This window comes from Skermanella mucosa, assembly GCF_016765655.2.
In the GTDB taxonomy this organism is placed as follows: domain Bacteria; phylum Pseudomonadota; class Alphaproteobacteria; order Azospirillales; family Azospirillaceae; genus Skermanella; species Skermanella mucosa.
Window position 1 is genome coordinate 223,072 of sequence record NZ_CP086107.1, and the last position, 16,229, is coordinate 239,300.

Consider the following 16,229-nt stretch of genomic DNA (forward strand, 5'->3'; position numbering starts at 1 on the left):
GCGCGTCATCGTGAAAAGAAGTCCGCTATGAACGCGGCGACGGCGCGGTGCTGAAGGTTTCCCATATGGCCGCCGTTGGGGAAGATCCTGCTGCGCGGGCCGAACAGCCGGATGAGTTCGTCCAGGTCGCCCGGTGCCAGGATGACGTCGTCCCGGTTCGTCATCAGCCAGACCCTGTCGTCGCGCGACAGCCACTCCCCGATGGTCGAGAGGCTGGTCCGGTCGAGCAAATCCTGCCGGGTGCGTCCCGGTTCCTTGCCCAGATAGTGGTCCGCCAGCATATCGTCGAAATAGTCGAGCAGGCTCGTGCGGAAGGCCACGGCCAGGTATTCCGACAGGGGCGTCGTGGACCTGTACGGGCGGTCCCGGGGAAAGATGTACCCGGCCCCGGTCATCACGTCCGAGGTGAAGACCAGGTTCGCCGCGGACAGCCGGAAGGCCAGGCCGATCGCCGTGGCGAGCTGGTCGTCGGTGGGGCGAAGCCTCCGGTAGGCCGCCATCTTGAGGTCCGGGTCCTGGAAATCGAGGGCGTCGGAGCCCGGATACGCCGCCAGCCGGGCGACCGCCCGGTTCAGGAAAGCGTCCAGCCCGTAGATCCCATCGGGCAGTCCGCGCACCAGCATGGCATCGATCTCCTTCACGGAGTGGTAGACGCTGAGGGGGGGATTGATCAGGAGGACCCGCTCGAAACCGAAGCCCGCCTGTCCGGAACCCACCGTCTCGTCATCCAGCTTCGCGACATAGGCGGCATGCCACCCGCCCAGGCTGTAGCCGGTCAGGTGGTAGCGGGAGATTTCGACGGATCCCCGCAGCCGGCCGTCGATCAGGCGCATGAGCGCGTGCAGGTCGGCGGCGTCCGATTCCGGATATCCCGGCAGCCGGGTCGTGCTGGCGTTGACGATGAAGTTCGCGTGCGTCGGCGACGGGAGGAGGACGACATGCATCCCGGCCGCATGCAGGACCTGGCCGAGCATCAGCATGTGGCGGGACTGGTCGTCGGCGCCCGTGCCCGCGATCACGAACACCAGCGGCGCCTCGTGGTCCTGGAGGAGGGTCGAATAGCGGAGGCGGTCATTGTGCCAGAACCCCTCGGGCACTTCCCTGCCGTCGAAGACCGTCAGGTTCCGGCGGTCGATTCCGACGTCCGCCGGGAACTGGGCCTGGAACTCCGCCGGCGTGCCCAGCACCGTCGCGGTCCAGGGATTGTCGAAAGGATAGTCATAAGGCGGGGCGGCGCCCGAATCGATTCCGCCCGGCGCCGGAAGCCGGGCGCAGCCGGCCACGAGGAGCAGGCAGAGCGCCGCGCACAGGATGCGGGTTGGGAAGATCACCGCCGGACGACGACTTCGGCGGCGGCGAGGCGCTGGAACAGGCGTCGTCGGCGGTCCGGCGGAAGCCACTCGTACAGGAACATCTCGAGCGGCTTCCAGATCGAGACCCACCCCAGGATGACGAAGCTTTCCTGCACGATCCGCGTGATCGGACGGGCGGGAAGGTTTTCCGTCACGTGCCAGGCGAGCAGCAGGCAGGTGGCGAGCGTCGCGAAGCCGATCAGCCCGGCGCGGCGCCCGGCCCTGAACAGCTCCCTGATCCTTTTGGACTCGACGTTCGCGCTGGCGGCGAAATGGCCGGTCATGGCGGCGGCGATGTCGGACGCCGAACGCCCGGACTCCCCGGCCGCTTCGGCGGCCGGCAGGTGGATGACGATGCGGAGCCGCTGGTTCGCCGGCAGCTCCTTCGCCTTCAGGAGGAGATACTCGTCCGCCTCCGCCGTCAGGGTGCCCTCGCGGAACGGCGACGGATCAACGTCGGTGAACAGCTGCGAAAGCCTGCCCAGCCTGATGTCGATGTCCCCGCCCGTCCGCTCCGTCGGCAGCACGACCGCTTTGTTCATGTCGATCCCTCCAGCTTCCTCTCCCGGCCGCCGAACCACGTCACGTACAGGGTCGGCAGGAAGACGAGCGTCAGCAGCGAGGCGACGAGCAGGCCGCCCATGATCGCGAAGGCCATCGCCCCCCAGAACACCGTGAACGCGATCGGGATCAGGCCGAGCACGGTGGAGGCCGCCGTCAGCATGATCGGGCGGAACCGGGAACTGCTCGCCTCGATCACGGCGTCCGTCACGTTCCTTCCCGCCTTCCGTTCCGCCTCGATCTGCTCGATCAGGATCACCGCGTTCTTCGCGATCATGCCGACCAGGGCCAGGACGCCCAGGATCGCGACGAAGCCGAGCGGCTGGCCGAAGGCCAGCAGCGCCAGGACGACGCCGATCAGCCCGAGCGGCACCACGCTCAGCACAAGCAACAGGCGCTGGAAACTCCTGAGCTGGACCATCAGGACGGTCAGCACGAGGAACACCATCAGCGGCACGACGGCGAAGACCGACGCGCGGCTCTCGGCGCTTTCCTCCGCGATGCCGCCGATCTCGATGCGGTGACCCTTCGGCAGGGTCGAGGACAGGTCCGCGATCTTCGGCGCCAACTCGTCGATGACGGCTTCCGGCATGATGCCGCCCGCCACGTCGGCCTGCACCGTCAGCGTCGGCACCCGGTTGCGCCGCCAGACCAGCGGATGGTCCTGTCCGTACTCGAACGTCGCGAACTGCTTCAACGGGACGGTGCGCCCGTTCGGCAGCGACACTTCGAGGGTGCGCAGCGTCTCCACGGAAAGGGTCTGGCCGCGGGTCTCCCGCGCCAGGACGTTGACCAGATGGATCCCGTCGCGCACCTGGGTGACCGTCGCCCCGGAGATCGCGGCGTTGAGCACGGTGGCCGTTGCCGCCGAGCTCAGGCCCAGGCGCCGCGCCTCGTCCTGGTCGATCCGGATGCGCAACTCGCGGGAGGTCTCCATCCAGTCGAAGTTGATCCGCCGCGTCTCCGGTGCGGTCGCCATGACCTGCGCCAGCCGGAGCGCGATCTCGCGCACCTCGACCGGATCGGGGCCGCTGACGCGATACTGGAGCGGCCAGCCCACGGGCGGCCCGAGCTCCAGCGGATAGACGCGTCCGACCACGTCGGGGAACTCCTCGGCCAGCAGCTGCTCCAGCCGGGGCTGCAGCCGCTCGCGCGCCTCGATGCTCTTGGTCACGATCACGGACTGGCCGACGAAGGGGTTGGCCAGCTGGACGTTCAGCGGCAGGTAGAAGCGGATGGCGCCGCGCCCGACATAGCTGCTCCAGCTTTCGATGTCGGGGTCCTCGCCCAGGCGCGCGTCGAACCGCTCCACGGCGCTCTGCGTGGCATGGATCGACGCGTTCTGCGGCAGCCGGAGATCGACCAGAAGCTCGACGCGGTCCGATGGCGGGAAGAACTGCCGGGGAACCAAGCCCAGCATCAGGATCGAGAGGACGAAGAATCCCAGCGTGACCCCGATGGTCAGCCAGCGCGCCCGGATCGCTGCGGCCAGCACGCGGCGATAGGATCGCAGCACGACGTTCGGCTTCGTGGCCTGGGCCGCCATGGGCGGGCGCAGCAGCATCGTGCCCAGCAGGGGCGCGAAGATCATCGCGACGAACCAGGAGGCGATCAGCGCGATGCCTACGACGGCGAAGATCGAGAAGGTGTACTCCCCGGCCGAGCTCTGCGCGAAGCCGATGGGCACGAAGCCCGCGATCGTCACCAGCGTGCCGGCCAGCATGGCGAAGGCCAGGGTCTTGTAGGCGTACACCGCCGCCACCTCCATCCGGTCGCCTGCCGCCAGCCGCCGGGTCATGGCGTCGATGGTCGTCAGGGCATCGTCGACCAGCAGGGCCAGCGCTATGATCAGCGCGCCCAGGGAGACGCGCTGGAGGTCGATATCGACCAGGTCCATCACCGGAAAGACGATGGCCAGGGTCAGCGGTATGGCGATCGCGACGACGGTCCCGGCGCGGACGCCGAGCGCCAGGAAGCTGACCGACAGCACGATGAGGATCGCCTGCCACAGGGAGGTGGTGAAGTCCGAGACCGCCTCGTCCACGGTGCTCGCCTGGTCGGCCACCAGCTCCGCCTCGATGCCGATCGGCAGGTCGGCGACGATGCTCGCCATCTCGGCCGCGATGTTGTTGCCCAGCGCCAGGATGTCGCCGCCCTCGCGCATCGCGATAGCAAGGCCGAGCGCCGGCTCGCCATTCACCCGGAAGACGGGCTGCGGCGGGTCGGCGTAGGCGCGGCGCACGTCGGCCAGATCGCGCAGGCGCAGCATGCGGCCCGCCGCCACGAAGTTGACGTCCAGGATGTCCCGCTCCGTTTCGAAGGCGCCCGACACCTGGAGGGACAGCGCCTCCTCGCCGGTGCGCAGCACGCCGGCCGGACGTACCATGTTCTGGGCCTGGAGCGCCGCGATCAGCGCGGCCGGCTCGACCCCGAGCCCGGCCAGCGCCGCCGCCGAGAAATCGACGAAGATGCGTTCGTCCTGCTCGCCCAGGATCTCGATCTTGGAGACGTCCGGCACCAGCAGCAGGCGGGAGCGGACATCCTCCACATGGTCGCGCAGTTCGCGGTGGGTGAAGCCCTCGGCGGTGAAGCCGTAGATGATGCCGAACGTGTCGCCGAAATCGTCGTTGAAGCCCGGCCCGACGACGCCCTGGGGCAGGGTATGGCGCATGTCGGCGACCCTCTTGCGCACCTCGTACCAGGTGTCGGCCACCACTTGCCCGTGGGCGCTTCCCACGAGATCCACGAAGATCACGGTCGTCCCGGCGACCGTGTAGCTGCGCAGCCTGTCGAGGTTGGATACCTCCTGCAGCGTCCGCTCGAGCCGCTCCGTCACCTGCTGCAAGGTATCGTCCAGCGTAGCGCCCGGCCATTGGGCCTGTACCACCATCGTGCGGATCGTGAAGACGGGGTCCTCCGCCCGGCCCAGCTTCAGGAAGGACATGGCCCCGGCCAAGACGATGGCGATCATGAAGAAGACGACCAGGGAGGGGTTCCTGATCGACCATTCCGAAAGGTTGAAGCCGTTCACGGTGCTGCACCCAGGATGCGGACCTGCTGACCCGGCCGCAGCGCCTGCACGCCGGCCGTGACGACGACGTCATAAGGCTCCAGCCCTTGCGCCACGACGACCCGGGCGAGGTCGAAGCGATCGACGTCGATGTTGCGGAGCGCCACGGTGCCGCTCGCCGGATCGACGATCCAGACGGCGGGCTGGCGGTTGGCCTGGGTCAGGGCCGAGGCGGGGATCTCGATCGCGCCGGCCCCGCCCAACTGCATCGACCCGACGACCGTGGAGCCGAGCCGCATCGCCTCGGGCGGGTCGTGCAGGCCGATCCGGATCTGGAAGGTGCGGGTCACGGGATCGGCCTGAGGTGCCACCTCGCGCACCCGGCCGGTGGTGCTCACCGTCGGGTCCGAGGTCAGCGCCACGGTGATGAAGGGGTCGGCGGGCGCATTCTGGATCACCCGCGCCGGCACGTCGAAGACGGCGTCGCGCCCGCCTTGGCGGGCCAGGTGCACGATCATCCGGCCGGCCGCCACGACCTCGCCCGGTTCGGCCCCGCGGGCGGTGACCGAGCCGGCGCTGTCCGCCACCAGTTCGGTGTATCCCAGGTGGTCCTCGGCGATGTTGAGCTGCGCCTGGGCCGCATCGAGCTGGGCCTCGGCGGACTTCCGCGCCTCCAGCGCCTGGTCGTAGCGCGCGCGGGTGGTCCAGCCCTGGCCCAGCAGGGTCTCCTGCCGGTCGTAGTCGTTGCGCACCCTGGTCAACTGGCCCATGGCGGCCGTCAGGTTCGCGCGGGCCGTCTGGAGGGCGTTGCGCGCCGGTTCGGGATCGAGCCGGGCGATGACCTGGCCGGCCTCCACGCGGTCGCCCACGTTCACCGGGCGCTCGATCATCCGCCCGCCGACGCGGAACGACAGGCTGACCTCCTCCTGCGCCTGGACCTGCCCCGTCAGGGTGACCGTCTCACCCGCCTCGCGTTTCTCGACCGTCACCACCCGGACCGGACGGATCGGCTCGGCCACGCTTTCCTCCTCGCCCCCGCACGCCGCCAGCAGCGTCAGCGATACGAGCGCGAGCACCAGGGGCGCCGGCCTCCGCCGCCGCGGCAAGGGTCGGGATTTCCGCTCGGAAGCGCAGATCCAGGTTCGTCTTCGGTTCACGGTCGCCCCCATTTGTGCCGGTTCACGGCGAGCCTGTCCGGTCAGAAGGAGCCGAAAAGGCTGGTCAAGACGATCAAGACAGCCAACGCCAGCATCGGTATGGCGCAAGCGACGATGAAGACGTCGCCGTAGGCCTCGCGGTGGCTGATCTTGCAGACGGTGAGAAGCGTGATGACGGCACCGTTGTGCGGCAGCGCGTCGAGGGCGCCCGACGCGACCGCCGTCACCCGATGCATGGCATCAAGGGAAACGCCGGTCGCGTTCGCCAAGTCGACGAATGTCGGACCCAGGCTGTCCAGGGCGATGCTCATGCCGCCGGAGGCCGAGCCGGTCATCGCGGAAAGCACCGAGACCGACAGCGCCACCGACATCAGCGGGTTGCCCCCGCCGACCGCCAGGACGGCCTGGCTGATCAGGTCGAAGACCGGCAGTGCCGCGATCACCGCACCGAAGCCGACGAGGCTCGCGGTATTGAAGATCGGCAGGACCGAGGCGTCGGCGCCCTTGTCCAGGCTCGCCCGCAGATCGGTCAGACGGCGCCAGTTGCCGGCGACGAGCAGGAGGATGGCGAGGAACAGCGCCACGATGACCGCCCAGACGCCCCGGACGCTCTCGATCGTCGTCGACCCGAACAGCGGCTCGGCGAGCCACGAGGTGTCGAGCATCGGGATCACGACCTGGATGAAGGCGAAGTTGGTGACGATCACCACGACCACGGGCAGCACCGCCAGCGCGAACGGGGGCAACTCCCCGTTCCGGCGCGTTCCCGCCGGTGCCGGGTCCCCCGACAGTTCGGCGATGTCGAACCCCGCGCCCTGCGCGTGCTCGCGCGTCGCCACGTCGGTTCCCGGCACGCCGTCGGCATGCGCGCCGTAGCCCTCGCCCGCCGTCCGCGCCCGGGCGGCGCGGCGGTTCAGCCATGCCAGCCCGAGCAGAAGCATCACCAGGCCGGTGACGATCCCGAGCCCCGGGGCGGCGAAGGCCGTGGTGCCCAGGAAGGGCATGGGGATCGCGTTCTGGATGGCCGGCGATCCCGGCAGGGCCGACATGGTGAAGGTGAACGCGCCGAGCGCCAGCGCCCCCGGCATCAGGCGCTTCGGAATGTCGGCGGCGCGGAACAGGGCCGCCGCGACCGGGATGATCGCGAAGGCGACGACGAACGCCGAGACGCCGCCATAGGTCAGCAGGGCGCAGCACAGGACGACCGAAACGATGGCGCGCTCGGGTCCCAGCCAGGCGCTGACCGAGCCCGCGAGGGATTTCGCCGATCCCGTATCGTCCATCAGCTTCCCGAAGATCGCCCCCAGCATGAACAGGGGGAAGAACGAAACGATGAAGGCGCCGGTGTTGGTCATGAAGATCTGGGTATAGGCCCCCAGGATCGGCAGCCCGCCGGTCAGCAGCGCCGCGAGAAGCGCCATGGCCGGAGCCAGGATCAGCAGGGTCACCCCGCGATAGGCCAGGTACATGAGCAGTCCGAGCGCCAGGAGGACCGCGACGAGATCGAGCATGTCTAAGACTTCTCCCGGAAGCGGAGACCCAGCGTTTCAAGCCCGGTTCAGGCGGGTTCGGGGTAGCGCGCGTCGTTCGGATAGCGGATGAAGTCCGCGCCCAGCGCACGCCAGTCCGCCAGCCACCGTTCCGCGACCGCCTGGCCCTCCTCGCGAAGCCTCGCGAAATGCGCCGGGCTGCGGTCGAACTTGGATGTGTGCTTGAGGCCCCAGGCGGTTTCGCTCGTCATCTTGATCGTCCGGACATCGACGATCTTCCGGGCGTCCAGCGGGGGGTGGTCGTTGCCGTATTTCCTGATCCACTGGTTGATCGTCATGATGGTGTCCAGTTCCTGGTTCAGGGACAGGTTTCCGGCCAAGTCGTTCACCCGATCGTCGATGTCCTCGAGGCTGATATTCAACGACGCGGGACGGAATTCCTGCGGATTGATGCGGACGATCCAGATCTCGTCCGGCTTCTCGTCCTTCGTCGCGGCGTCCAGCAGATCCCGCACGGGCGGATTGCGCGAGTACAGGCCATCCCAATAGTATCCGGTGCGGGTGACGGTCCGGCCCGGATCGCAGGTCGGGAACATCATGTTCCCGATGACCTGTGCCGGCAGGACTTCCGGAAGCATCCCCGACGCCGCCACGCCCTCCAGCGATATCGAGCGGCGCATCCGCCACCGGACGATGTCGTACTGGTCTATCTCCCGTCCGTCCGGCAGCAGGCCCATCTGCTCGAGGGTCTTGTCGCTGTCGAAGATTTCGAAGTTGCCGCTGAGGACCTCGATGGCGCCGACGATGATCCGCAGATCCGCCTTCGCCAGCTGCGGCCAGTCGATCTTGTCGAAGTCCGGACACACCGCCCTGAGCAGGGCCGGAAATCCCAGGTACTCCTGGCGGGCGCCCATCATCGACAGGCTGGTAAGACCGAGATTGGCCTGCCTGTCGTAAGGATTCGACCCGGGAAACGGCACCCCCCGCGATTTCCAGTGCAGGAGGGTGCCGACGATCTGGTTGAGGGCGGTTTCGGCCGGGGTGGTCGCGGCGAACGTCGTCCAGAGGAAATCCAGACGCTCGATGGCCTTGTCGATCGTCCCGCAATCCGCGTCGGCGGAGTTGGGAGCCAGGCCGTACCATGTCGCGAGCGCACACAGCGCGCCCGCCGAGGTGCCGCTGACCGCGATGATCCTGAAGGTGTCGCCGTCCCGCGGGTTGGCGTCCCAGCGCTTCTTCGTCGCCAGGATCGTCCTCAGCACGCCCCAGGTGAACGCGGCATGCGTGCCCCCGCCCTGGCAGGCGATCGCAACCTTTCTGGTGGCCATGACTCTCCTAATCTTCTCTTGATGCAACGGCAACGGAGCGGCCGACCGCAGGCCGGCCACTCCGCCCGCGTCCGTAGTCACAGGGTACGGGCCCGGGGCTACCGCATCGAAACGTCGGTGTCGTAAGGAACCCTGACCTTCTTGACGGTCAGGTCGAACGGCGCATCCGGGGTCGAGGCCGTGGTGCCCAGGTACATGAAGGTTCCCGCCGGAAGGGATGCGCCCGCGGCCAGCGTCGTGCCGGCGGGCAGGCAGGCGCCGGGCGGCAGGGACATGCCGGCCGGCAGTGTCGTGCCGCCCGGAAGGAACATGCCGCTGGGCAGGATCGAGCCCTTGGGCCAGGTGGTTCCTTCGGCGACCCTCTCGCCATCGGCCAGCATCGCGCCGTTGGGCATGGTCATGCCCTGCGTGAGGGTGACGCCGCTGGTCAGGGCGACGCCGCTGGCCAGGCTTATGTCCTCGTTGACGTCCATGCCGTTGAGCAGGCACACGCCGTTGAGCAGCTTGATATCGTTTTCGAGGGTGATGTCATCGGTCAGCAGCAGGCCGCGGCTCATGGTCACGCCGTCGACGACCATCTCGGCCGCCATGGCCGGGCCGGAGGCGCTGCAAAGACCGACGGCGACAGCCACGATCCCGGCAGCCCGCATGGCTTTGAAGACAGGTGTTTTGCGCATGGTTTCTTCCTTTTTTGAAAGATGAAGATCCGACACCATTGGGGTTTCACTGCGCGCAATCGAATGAAAGGCTTTCCATTTTCATGGCGATGGAAGCTTCTGACGTTTCATCGGATTTCAATGCGGGTGGCAGGTCAGATGATTCCGCAATGAACATCTCGTTTTCTAAGGAGAGCGTGACTGTGAAATGATCTTCTGCGTCCGTCGGAAACCGGCTTGATATCTTTGGATCGCTTCTCGCGAACCTCATTCATTGACGTTATTTATTGCGTTCGCGATGCCATTGCTCGAAAAGACGTCGCTCCTCGATCTCGCGGCGGACCTCTTCGTCCTGCAGGGCGCGTTGGCGCTCGAAGTCGAGTTGCCGGCGCGCGCTGGCGTCCCGTGAGGCTTCGGCCTCCTGTATCCGCCGATTCTCGGCTTGCCGGTCGAGCGTCATGTTGCCGGCGAGTCCTCCGGCGGCGGCCCCGATGAGCATGCCGCTCGTGCTGTTGCCGAAGATCGCCCTGCTGACGCCCGCGCCGGCGGCGGCGCCGCCGAGCGTGCCGACGCCGGCCGTCGCGGTTCCGCCGCCGGTCGTCTCGCAGCCGGCCAGCGCCAACCCGGCGACGACCCCCAGCAAGGAGATCCTCAGTCCCGTCCGGCGCGTTCCATGCAGCTTCCTCATCTTGCAGCTCCCAGGTCGGAGCTTGCCGCCTCGACCATTTCTTCGAAGGACAGGGCACCGTCACCGTCTTTGTCGCCGGCCGCGAGCGCCCGGGTCTTGTTGATCATCACCTCCGAGAAAGTCAGGACGCCGTCGCCGTTGGCGTCGATGCGGGAGAACCTGGCCGGGTCATGCGGTCCCAGTTCACTCCGCGTCAGCGTCCCGCTCCGGTCCTTGTCGAGCGAACTGAACCCGACGGCCGCATCCCGGGCAAGTTCGGCCTCGCTGACCAGTTCATCGGCATCGGTATCGGCCGCCTCGAAGGCCAAGCGTTCGTACCCGGTTGCTTCCGTCCCGCCAGCCTGCTGCGCATTGGCGGACTTGACCGGCACCCCCGCCATTACAAAGGGGAAACACAGTGAGGCCGCGAGAATTCGGGCATACGGGGTCAGCATAGCCCATCGTTCTCTTGCGTATCGGCTAAGCATCCACGTTTCCTCTTTTCTGTTCTATCGCGATCTTGCGCTATCCAGATCGGATCAACCTGACATGTGTACAGTGAAGTTACTCACGTGGACAAACTACTATATTGACTATGAGCGCAAGAAGCATTCAATGCGGTAAGGCGATTAGCTCTTTAGGCTTCTACAAAATAGTGTTTCAAATAAGCCGTTCATGGAAATCAGAATCGACCATGAGTCTTCCGGAGTAAAGTAAAAATGTCATATCAATATTTCAAGAAAACATTTCATATGAAACGATACATTCTATGAACAGTCCTTGCCAGGAAGTTTTCATTCGGATAACGTGGCTATAACGGTCTGTTTTCTCGGTTGTTTCCTCATTTCCGACATCGCTCAAGGTCTCGGTCATCGCGCGGCTGTGCTGCGGGACCGTTCTCATGGATCGATCCCTTCATGTGGATGGGCGAGGTCACCGAAGCGGCGGGTTATCCGGGCGGAAACACCCCGGGGGTCCCGCCGGGGCCCACGGGAAACGAAGTAAACGGAAGCGGGAATACTCGGAAGCCGGAATACCAACAAGAGGTGGGCATCATGCGGATTTGGGTCGCAAGGATGTTGAAGCGGGCCGCGGCGCTGCTTGCCGTCCTCGCGGTGGCGTTGCTCGGCATCCGCGCCTATGATTCCCAGCGCGGCCAACCGCTCGAACCCTGGCACAAATACGTCCCCGAGGAACTGGGCGCCGATGAACTCGACGACGGCGACTGGGCCGGTTACCTGAAGACCGAGGCGGATCTCTTCGACAGGGTGCGGGAGGAAGTCACGCGGAAGCTGCCGCCGGAAGACCGCATCCCGGTCAACCGTTATTTCGACGGCAGCCCGATCCATCCGGGACGGTTTCCCCAGGACTGGAACCGCTCATATACGCTCGAACCCGTCGGCCCTCTCCGCGGCGCGGTCGTGTTCCTCCATGGCCTGACCGACTCGCCCTACAGCCTGCGCCACATCGCCCGACGGTACGGCGAGCACGGCTTCGCCGCGGTGGCCATCAGGCTGCCCGGGCATGGCACCGTCCCGGCCGGCCTGACGGACATCGACTGGGAGGATTGGCTGGCGGCGACCCGGTTGACGGTCAGGGAAGCCCGGCGCCGGGCAGGTCCGGGGCTGCCGCTTCACCTGGTCGGCTTCTCGAACGGCGGCGCGCTCGCGATGATGTACGCGCTCGACGCCTTGGACGACGATCGTCTGACGCGGCCGGACCGGATCGTGCTGATCTCACCGATGATCGGAATCACCGCGTTCGCGCGCTTCGCCGGACTGGCGGGGCTGCCCGCGATATTCCCGGCCTTCGCGAAAGCCGCCTGGCTCAGCGTGCTGCCGGAGTTCAATCCCTTCAAATACAACTCCTTCCCGATCAACGGGGCGCGCCAGTCGCACCTGCTGACGGAAGCGCTCCAGCGGAAGATCGCGGCCCGCGCGTCGGACGGCCGTTTGGCCGAACTGCCCCCGATCATCACTTTCCAGTCGGTGATGGATTTCACGGTCAGCACGCGCGCGATCGTGTCCGCGCTGTATGCCCATCTGCCCGCCAACGGCAGCGAACTCGTGCTGTTCGATGTGAACCGCAACACCAAGTTCGGTCCGCTCCTGAGTTCCGCCTCCGACACCATTCTGACCCGGATCCTGCCCGAACCGCCCCGGCGGTTCAGGACTACGATCATCACCAACGCCAGCCCCGACAGCGCCGAGGTGGTCGAGCGCGTCGTGGAGGCGGGTGCCGCCACCGAGCAGACACGCGATCTCGGATTGTCCTATCCGATCGACGTCTACTCGCTTTCCCATGTCGCCCTTCCGTTCCCGACCAGCGACTCCCTTTACGGCCTGCACCCCGATCCTGCGGAGGATTTCGGCATCAACCTGGGCGCCCTGGCCGCGCGGGGGGAGCGGGGCGCCCTGATCGTCAGCATGGACTCGCTGCTTCGCATGTCGTCCAATCCGTTCTTTCCCTATCTCATGGGGCGGATCGAGGAAAAGCTGACGTCGCCTCCGCAGCTGAACGCCGGACACGGCGATTGACCCTTATCCGGGCCGTCGGGGCGGGATATGATCCACGTCCCGATTGGACGTCGCCTGGTCGCGAGCATCCGGAGCCCGGCCGGCGTCATGCTCGGTCAGCACCGCGTCGACCGCGGCGGGATCGATTGCCTGAGCCTGCGACAGCAGATCATACGCCTCTTCCTCATGGCCCAGGGCCTGCTCGTGAAGTCCTCGTTCGGCCAGCTTCCGGGCGCGATGCGCCGTTCCGGCGCCATCGTCCTCGGGAATATCGGATCTTGCAGATCTGTCGGTCATGGCTTCCTCCTGGGGAGTGAACAGGCGAGACGGCACATCGGTGCGGAGGCGCCGCGGATACTCGGCGGCGGAAGGTCATCCGCTGGAAATCCGGCCCGGCAATCGACAGGACCGGTCAGGAGACCGTCCCGGCTTCACGATCAGGAAGAAGATGCCGCTCATCCCACGAGGTCGATGACGCCGACGATCGTGTCGGGCACCGCTCCGTAGCGGATCAGCGGGATATCGACCGACTCGAAGCGGATATGGTCGCGGTTCTCGTACAGCAACCGTCCCGAACAGCGCCAGGATCGGCCGCCGGTCAGGACACGGGTGAAGTAATCGTGCAGCTGCTCGCTGATCGCCCCCGGAGTCTCCGGCGTGATGACCTGGCCGGTCATGTTCCGTCCGATGATCTGGATCGCCCGCTCGCCGTAGAGACGAAACTGGAAGGCGTCGTCCAGAGCGCGCACCACGTAGATGTTGGGAAGCAGCGGCCCATGGCTGGTGACGTCGAAGGAGGACCAGTGCGGGACCCCGTCGCGGCTGGCCGCCGCCCACCAATGCCACAGCTTCTCTGTCAGGCGGCTTTGGAAATACCGGGCCTGAACAGCCGCCTCATCGATGGGCTCTTCCACGACCCCGGGTTTGCTCTGCTCGCATTCGTTCCAGTGCTCTGAATACATGTTGTTCCGAGGCGGGCCATTCGACGGGGTTCCATCGTATCATGACCAAGCTTAATTTAAGATTGTTGGATCGGGCAACGGCACTTTATTCGCCGCGGCCGCGAAGCCGAGCCGACTATTGCCGCGTCGGCGGCGCCTATTCCCGCGCCGCCACGATCGTCCGGCCGTCGGCGCCGTGGATGACGAGCGTCCCGTCGTCTGGAAGCTCGTACCGGGCCGGCGCCTCGAGGATACTCAGGAATGCCGCCTCCAGACGAAGGAGATCCGGTGGGCAGGCCCGCCGGGTCGAGGCGACAGGTCCGATCGACACTCCCTCGCCCCTGACGGCATAGGCCGCGCCATAGGCGTTGCAGCCCGTCGTGCCGGAAAGCCGGCCGCCGTCCGCGAAGGCCAGCGTGGGCGGCATGCTTCCGGCGACCGCGGAACCGCCGACCTCGCGGACGGTCCAGGGGCGGCCTCGCAGCAGCTCCTCCGGATCTCCGCCGCAGCCCGCCAATTCCCGCCCGTCCACCGTGACGGTGACATGGTCCGGGTAAGGTATGCCGGTCATGGTGTCCGCGCAGGTCCGCGTCTCGATCGCGACGTGCAGCCGATGCGCCTCCGTAATCGCTTCGTAGCGGCGGCCGCCGGGCACCGTCTCCTCCGCCGGGCGCGGGACGGTGATCCGCGCCGCTCCGTAGTCCATCACCAGGGTGATCCGGTCCGGGGCGATCTCCAGCGACCAGCCCGGCTCGTTGCCGCGCGCCGCATAGGCGGCGTCGGCATCCGCCGCTGCCGCCGGGCAGGTTCCGCACAACACGGCCGCGGCGAGCATCGGCGGGAGGAGGACTCTCGACATCATGGAAACCCCGGAGACGGTCCGCCAGATTTCCACGCCGATCGTGAAAGGTCCAGGGTGCGGCATGGTCACCCCGATCGGGCGCGGGATGCCCGGCGTCATCCTCCTGCGCACCGGAATTCCCTCAAAATCCGTCTATATTTTGCGACCCATGGAAATGCATCAGATACGCTACTTCCTGGCGGTCGCCCGCACGCGCAACTTCACCCGCGCCGCGGAGGAGTGCCATGTCAGCCAGCCGTCGCTGACCCGCGCGATCCAGAAGCTGGAAGGGGAACTGGGCGGCCCGCTGTTCCGGCGGGAACACAGCCTGTCGCACTTGACCGACCTGGGCCGCATCATGCTCCCCCACCTGGAGCAGACCTACGGCGCGGCGCAGGCCGCGAAATCCATGGCGGAAGGGTTGCGCAAGGGCAGCCTGGCACCGCTTGGCCTGGGCGTCACCGCGTCCTTCGCCCCCGATCACCTGGTGGATCTGCTGGAGACGCTGAACCGCTCGCTGAACGGGCTGGAGCTGACGCTGGAGTCCGGGACCCACGCCGATCTCGTGCGGGACATGATGCAGGGCGGGTTCGACGTCGCGATCCTGGAGGAGGCGGCCGACCTTCCCGACCGGCTGCGAAGCTGGCAGCTCTTCCGGGAGCATTACCGGGTGCTGTGCCGGACCGACCACCGCTTCGCCCAGCTGAACGCGATCGAGCCGGCACTGCTCGACGGCGAGGTCTGGATCGACCGGCCGAACTGCCTGTCCAGCCCCCGCTTTCGGCAGCTCTGCGCCTTGGCCGGGGTCATGCCCGCGTTCCGCCACCGCGCCACCGGCGAGGAGCATCTCCAGCGGATGGTGCTGGCCGGCTTCGGCTGCGCCCTGGCGCCGGAAACCGTGCCGATCGCGGAAGGGCTGGCGATGCGCCCGGTCCACGACCTGGACCTGTCTCGTACCGTGCTGGTCGCCACCGTGATCGGCCGCCGCCTGTCGCCGGCCTCGGACGCCTTCCTGAAGGCGGCGCGGGCCCGCGCCTGGCCGCCAGGGGACCCGGAGGCTCAGCCGCCGATGCCCCGCAGGACCTGAAGCACCGCCTCCGGTTCCGCGCGGCGGCGGAAATCCACGTCGGCCTCGGCGAAGCGGATGATGCCGTGCCGGTCCACGACATATGTGGCCGGCACCGGGATGAACCACGCGTCGCTGCCGTAATGCAGGGCCAAGTCGCGGCCGATCCCCAGGTACGCCTCGCGGATCCGGTCGTTGATCCGGACGGCGAGCCCCATCCGGAGCGCAAGGCCATGGTCGACATCGACCAGGAACGAACCGTCCAGGTCGAGCGCCCGGCGGAGCGCCTCCGCCTCGCCGCCGATCTCGCCGGTCACCGCCACGAAGGTGGCGCCGAGCCGGCGGACTTCGGAAGCAGCCTCCGACCATGCCGCCATCTCGGTTCGGCAATAGGGACACCAGCCGCCCCGGTAGAAGCTCAGCACCGCCGGCCCCTCCGCCAGGAGGTCGAGGGACGACACGTAGCGGCCCCGGCTGTCGGGCAGGGCGAAAGGCTCCAGCCTGTCGCCGACCGCCGGGCTGCACGACGCGGCGCCGGCCGCGCGCAGATCCGCGACGAACCCGTCGTAGAGGACGTCCCAGGCCGGATCGAGCGACCGGCGTATCTCACCCAGCCTGTCGGCGAGTAGTGTCATGACCCGTGT

15 protein-coding genes are annotated in these 16,229 nt (G+C 67.2%); 2 read left to right on the plus strand and 13 right to left on the minus strand.

Features of this window, described 5'->3' with window-relative positions; all coding sequences use genetic code 11:
- Positions 1 to 5: 5 nt before the first annotated feature.
- The 9 genes from JL100_RS30930 to JL100_RS30970 form a co-directional block, all read right to left on the minus strand.
- Complete coding sequence (locus JL100_RS30930) at positions 6 to 1,331, minus strand: alpha/beta fold hydrolase family protein (RefSeq protein ID WP_202683164.1); 1,326 nt, start codon at positions 1,329 to 1,331, stop codon at positions 6 to 8.
- The gene (locus JL100_RS30935; protein WP_202683165.1) at positions 1,328 to 1,894 is read right to left on the minus strand and encodes a hypothetical protein; all 567 of its coding nucleotides are present in this window, start codon (positions 1,892 to 1,894) and stop codon (positions 1,328 to 1,330) included. Before JL100_RS30935 ends, JL100_RS30930 begins: the two co-directional genes overlap by 4 nt.
- Positions 1,891 to 4,944 carry an efflux RND transporter permease subunit gene (locus JL100_RS30940; RefSeq protein ID WP_202683166.1) on the minus strand — a complete coding sequence of 1,018 codons (3,054 nt, stop codon included), beginning with the start codon at positions 4,942 to 4,944 and terminating at the stop codon, positions 1,891 to 1,893. Before JL100_RS30940 ends, JL100_RS30935 begins: the two co-directional genes overlap by 4 nt.
- Entirely contained in the window at positions 4,941 to 5,999 is a 1,059-nt protein-coding gene (locus JL100_RS30945) for an efflux RND transporter periplasmic adaptor subunit (RefSeq protein WP_228421644.1), read from the minus strand. Before JL100_RS30945 ends, JL100_RS30940 begins: the two co-directional genes overlap by 4 nt.
- A gap of 122 nt (positions 6,000 to 6,121) precedes the next feature.
- Positions 6,122 to 7,591 carry a GntP family permease gene (locus JL100_RS30950; RefSeq protein ID WP_202683168.1) on the minus strand — a complete coding sequence of 490 codons (1,470 nt, stop codon included), beginning with the start codon at positions 7,589 to 7,591 and terminating at the stop codon, positions 6,122 to 6,124.
- Positions 7,592 to 7,638: 47 nt separating this feature from the next.
- Positions 7,639 to 8,898 (minus strand): patatin-like phospholipase family protein, encoded by a 1,260-nt coding sequence (locus JL100_RS30955; RefSeq protein ID WP_202683169.1) that lies wholly within the window; start codon positions 8,896 to 8,898, stop codon positions 7,639 to 7,641.
- Between the two features lie 98 nt (positions 8,899 to 8,996).
- Positions 8,997 to 9,575, minus strand: coding sequence for a hypothetical protein (locus tag JL100_RS30960; RefSeq protein ID WP_202683170.1), 579 nt, complete (start codon positions 9,573 to 9,575; stop codon positions 8,997 to 8,999).
- 259 nt (positions 9,576 to 9,834) lie between these two features.
- On the minus strand, positions 9,835 to 10,242 hold the full coding sequence (locus JL100_RS30965; RefSeq protein WP_202683171.1) for a glycine zipper 2TM domain-containing protein: 408 nt from the start codon (positions 10,240 to 10,242) through the stop codon (positions 9,835 to 9,837).
- Positions 10,239 to 10,676 (minus strand): EF-hand domain-containing protein, encoded by a 438-nt coding sequence (locus JL100_RS30970; protein WP_202683172.1) that lies wholly within the window; start codon positions 10,674 to 10,676, stop codon positions 10,239 to 10,241. The genes JL100_RS30965 and JL100_RS30970 overlap by 4 nt, the downstream gene beginning before the upstream one ends.
- A gap of 621 nt (positions 10,677 to 11,297) precedes the next feature.
- On the opposite strand from JL100_RS30970, the gene JL100_RS30975 reads away from it, so the two are divergent.
- Positions 11,298 to 12,758: an alpha/beta hydrolase gene (locus tag JL100_RS30975; RefSeq protein ID WP_228421646.1), complete on the plus strand. Its 1,461-nt coding sequence runs from the start codon at positions 11,298 to 11,300 to the stop codon at positions 12,756 to 12,758.
- A gap of 3 nt (positions 12,759 to 12,761) precedes the next feature.
- On the opposite strand, the gene JL100_RS30980 is transcribed toward JL100_RS30975, so the two are convergent.
- From JL100_RS30980 to JL100_RS30990, 3 genes are all read right to left on the minus strand, one after another.
- On the minus strand, positions 12,762 to 13,034 hold the full coding sequence (locus tag JL100_RS30980) for a hypothetical protein (RefSeq protein WP_202683174.1): 273 nt from the start codon (positions 13,032 to 13,034) through the stop codon (positions 12,762 to 12,764).
- A 158-nt stretch (positions 13,035 to 13,192) separates the two neighbouring features.
- Positions 13,193 to 13,699: a PAS domain-containing protein gene (locus JL100_RS30985; protein ID WP_228421648.1), complete on the minus strand. Its 507-nt coding sequence runs from the start codon at positions 13,697 to 13,699 to the stop codon at positions 13,193 to 13,195.
- Between the two features lie 136 nt (positions 13,700 to 13,835).
- Positions 13,836 to 14,639: an META domain-containing protein gene (locus JL100_RS30990; RefSeq protein ID WP_228421650.1), complete on the minus strand. Its 804-nt coding sequence runs from the start codon at positions 14,637 to 14,639 to the stop codon at positions 13,836 to 13,838.
- Between the two features lie 55 nt (positions 14,640 to 14,694).
- On the opposite strand from JL100_RS30990, the gene JL100_RS30995 reads away from it, so the two are divergent.
- Positions 14,695 to 15,606 (plus strand): LysR family transcriptional regulator, encoded by a 912-nt coding sequence (locus JL100_RS30995; RefSeq protein ID WP_202683177.1) that lies wholly within the window; start codon positions 14,695 to 14,697, stop codon positions 15,604 to 15,606.
- On the opposite strand, the gene JL100_RS31000 is transcribed toward JL100_RS30995, so the two are convergent.
- Complete coding sequence (locus JL100_RS31000; protein WP_202683178.1) at positions 15,579 to 16,220, minus strand: peroxiredoxin-like family protein; 642 nt, start codon at positions 16,218 to 16,220, stop codon at positions 15,579 to 15,581. The two genes, JL100_RS30995 and JL100_RS31000, sit on opposite strands and share 28 nt — an antisense overlap.
- Positions 16,221 to 16,229: the final 9 nt, after the last annotated feature.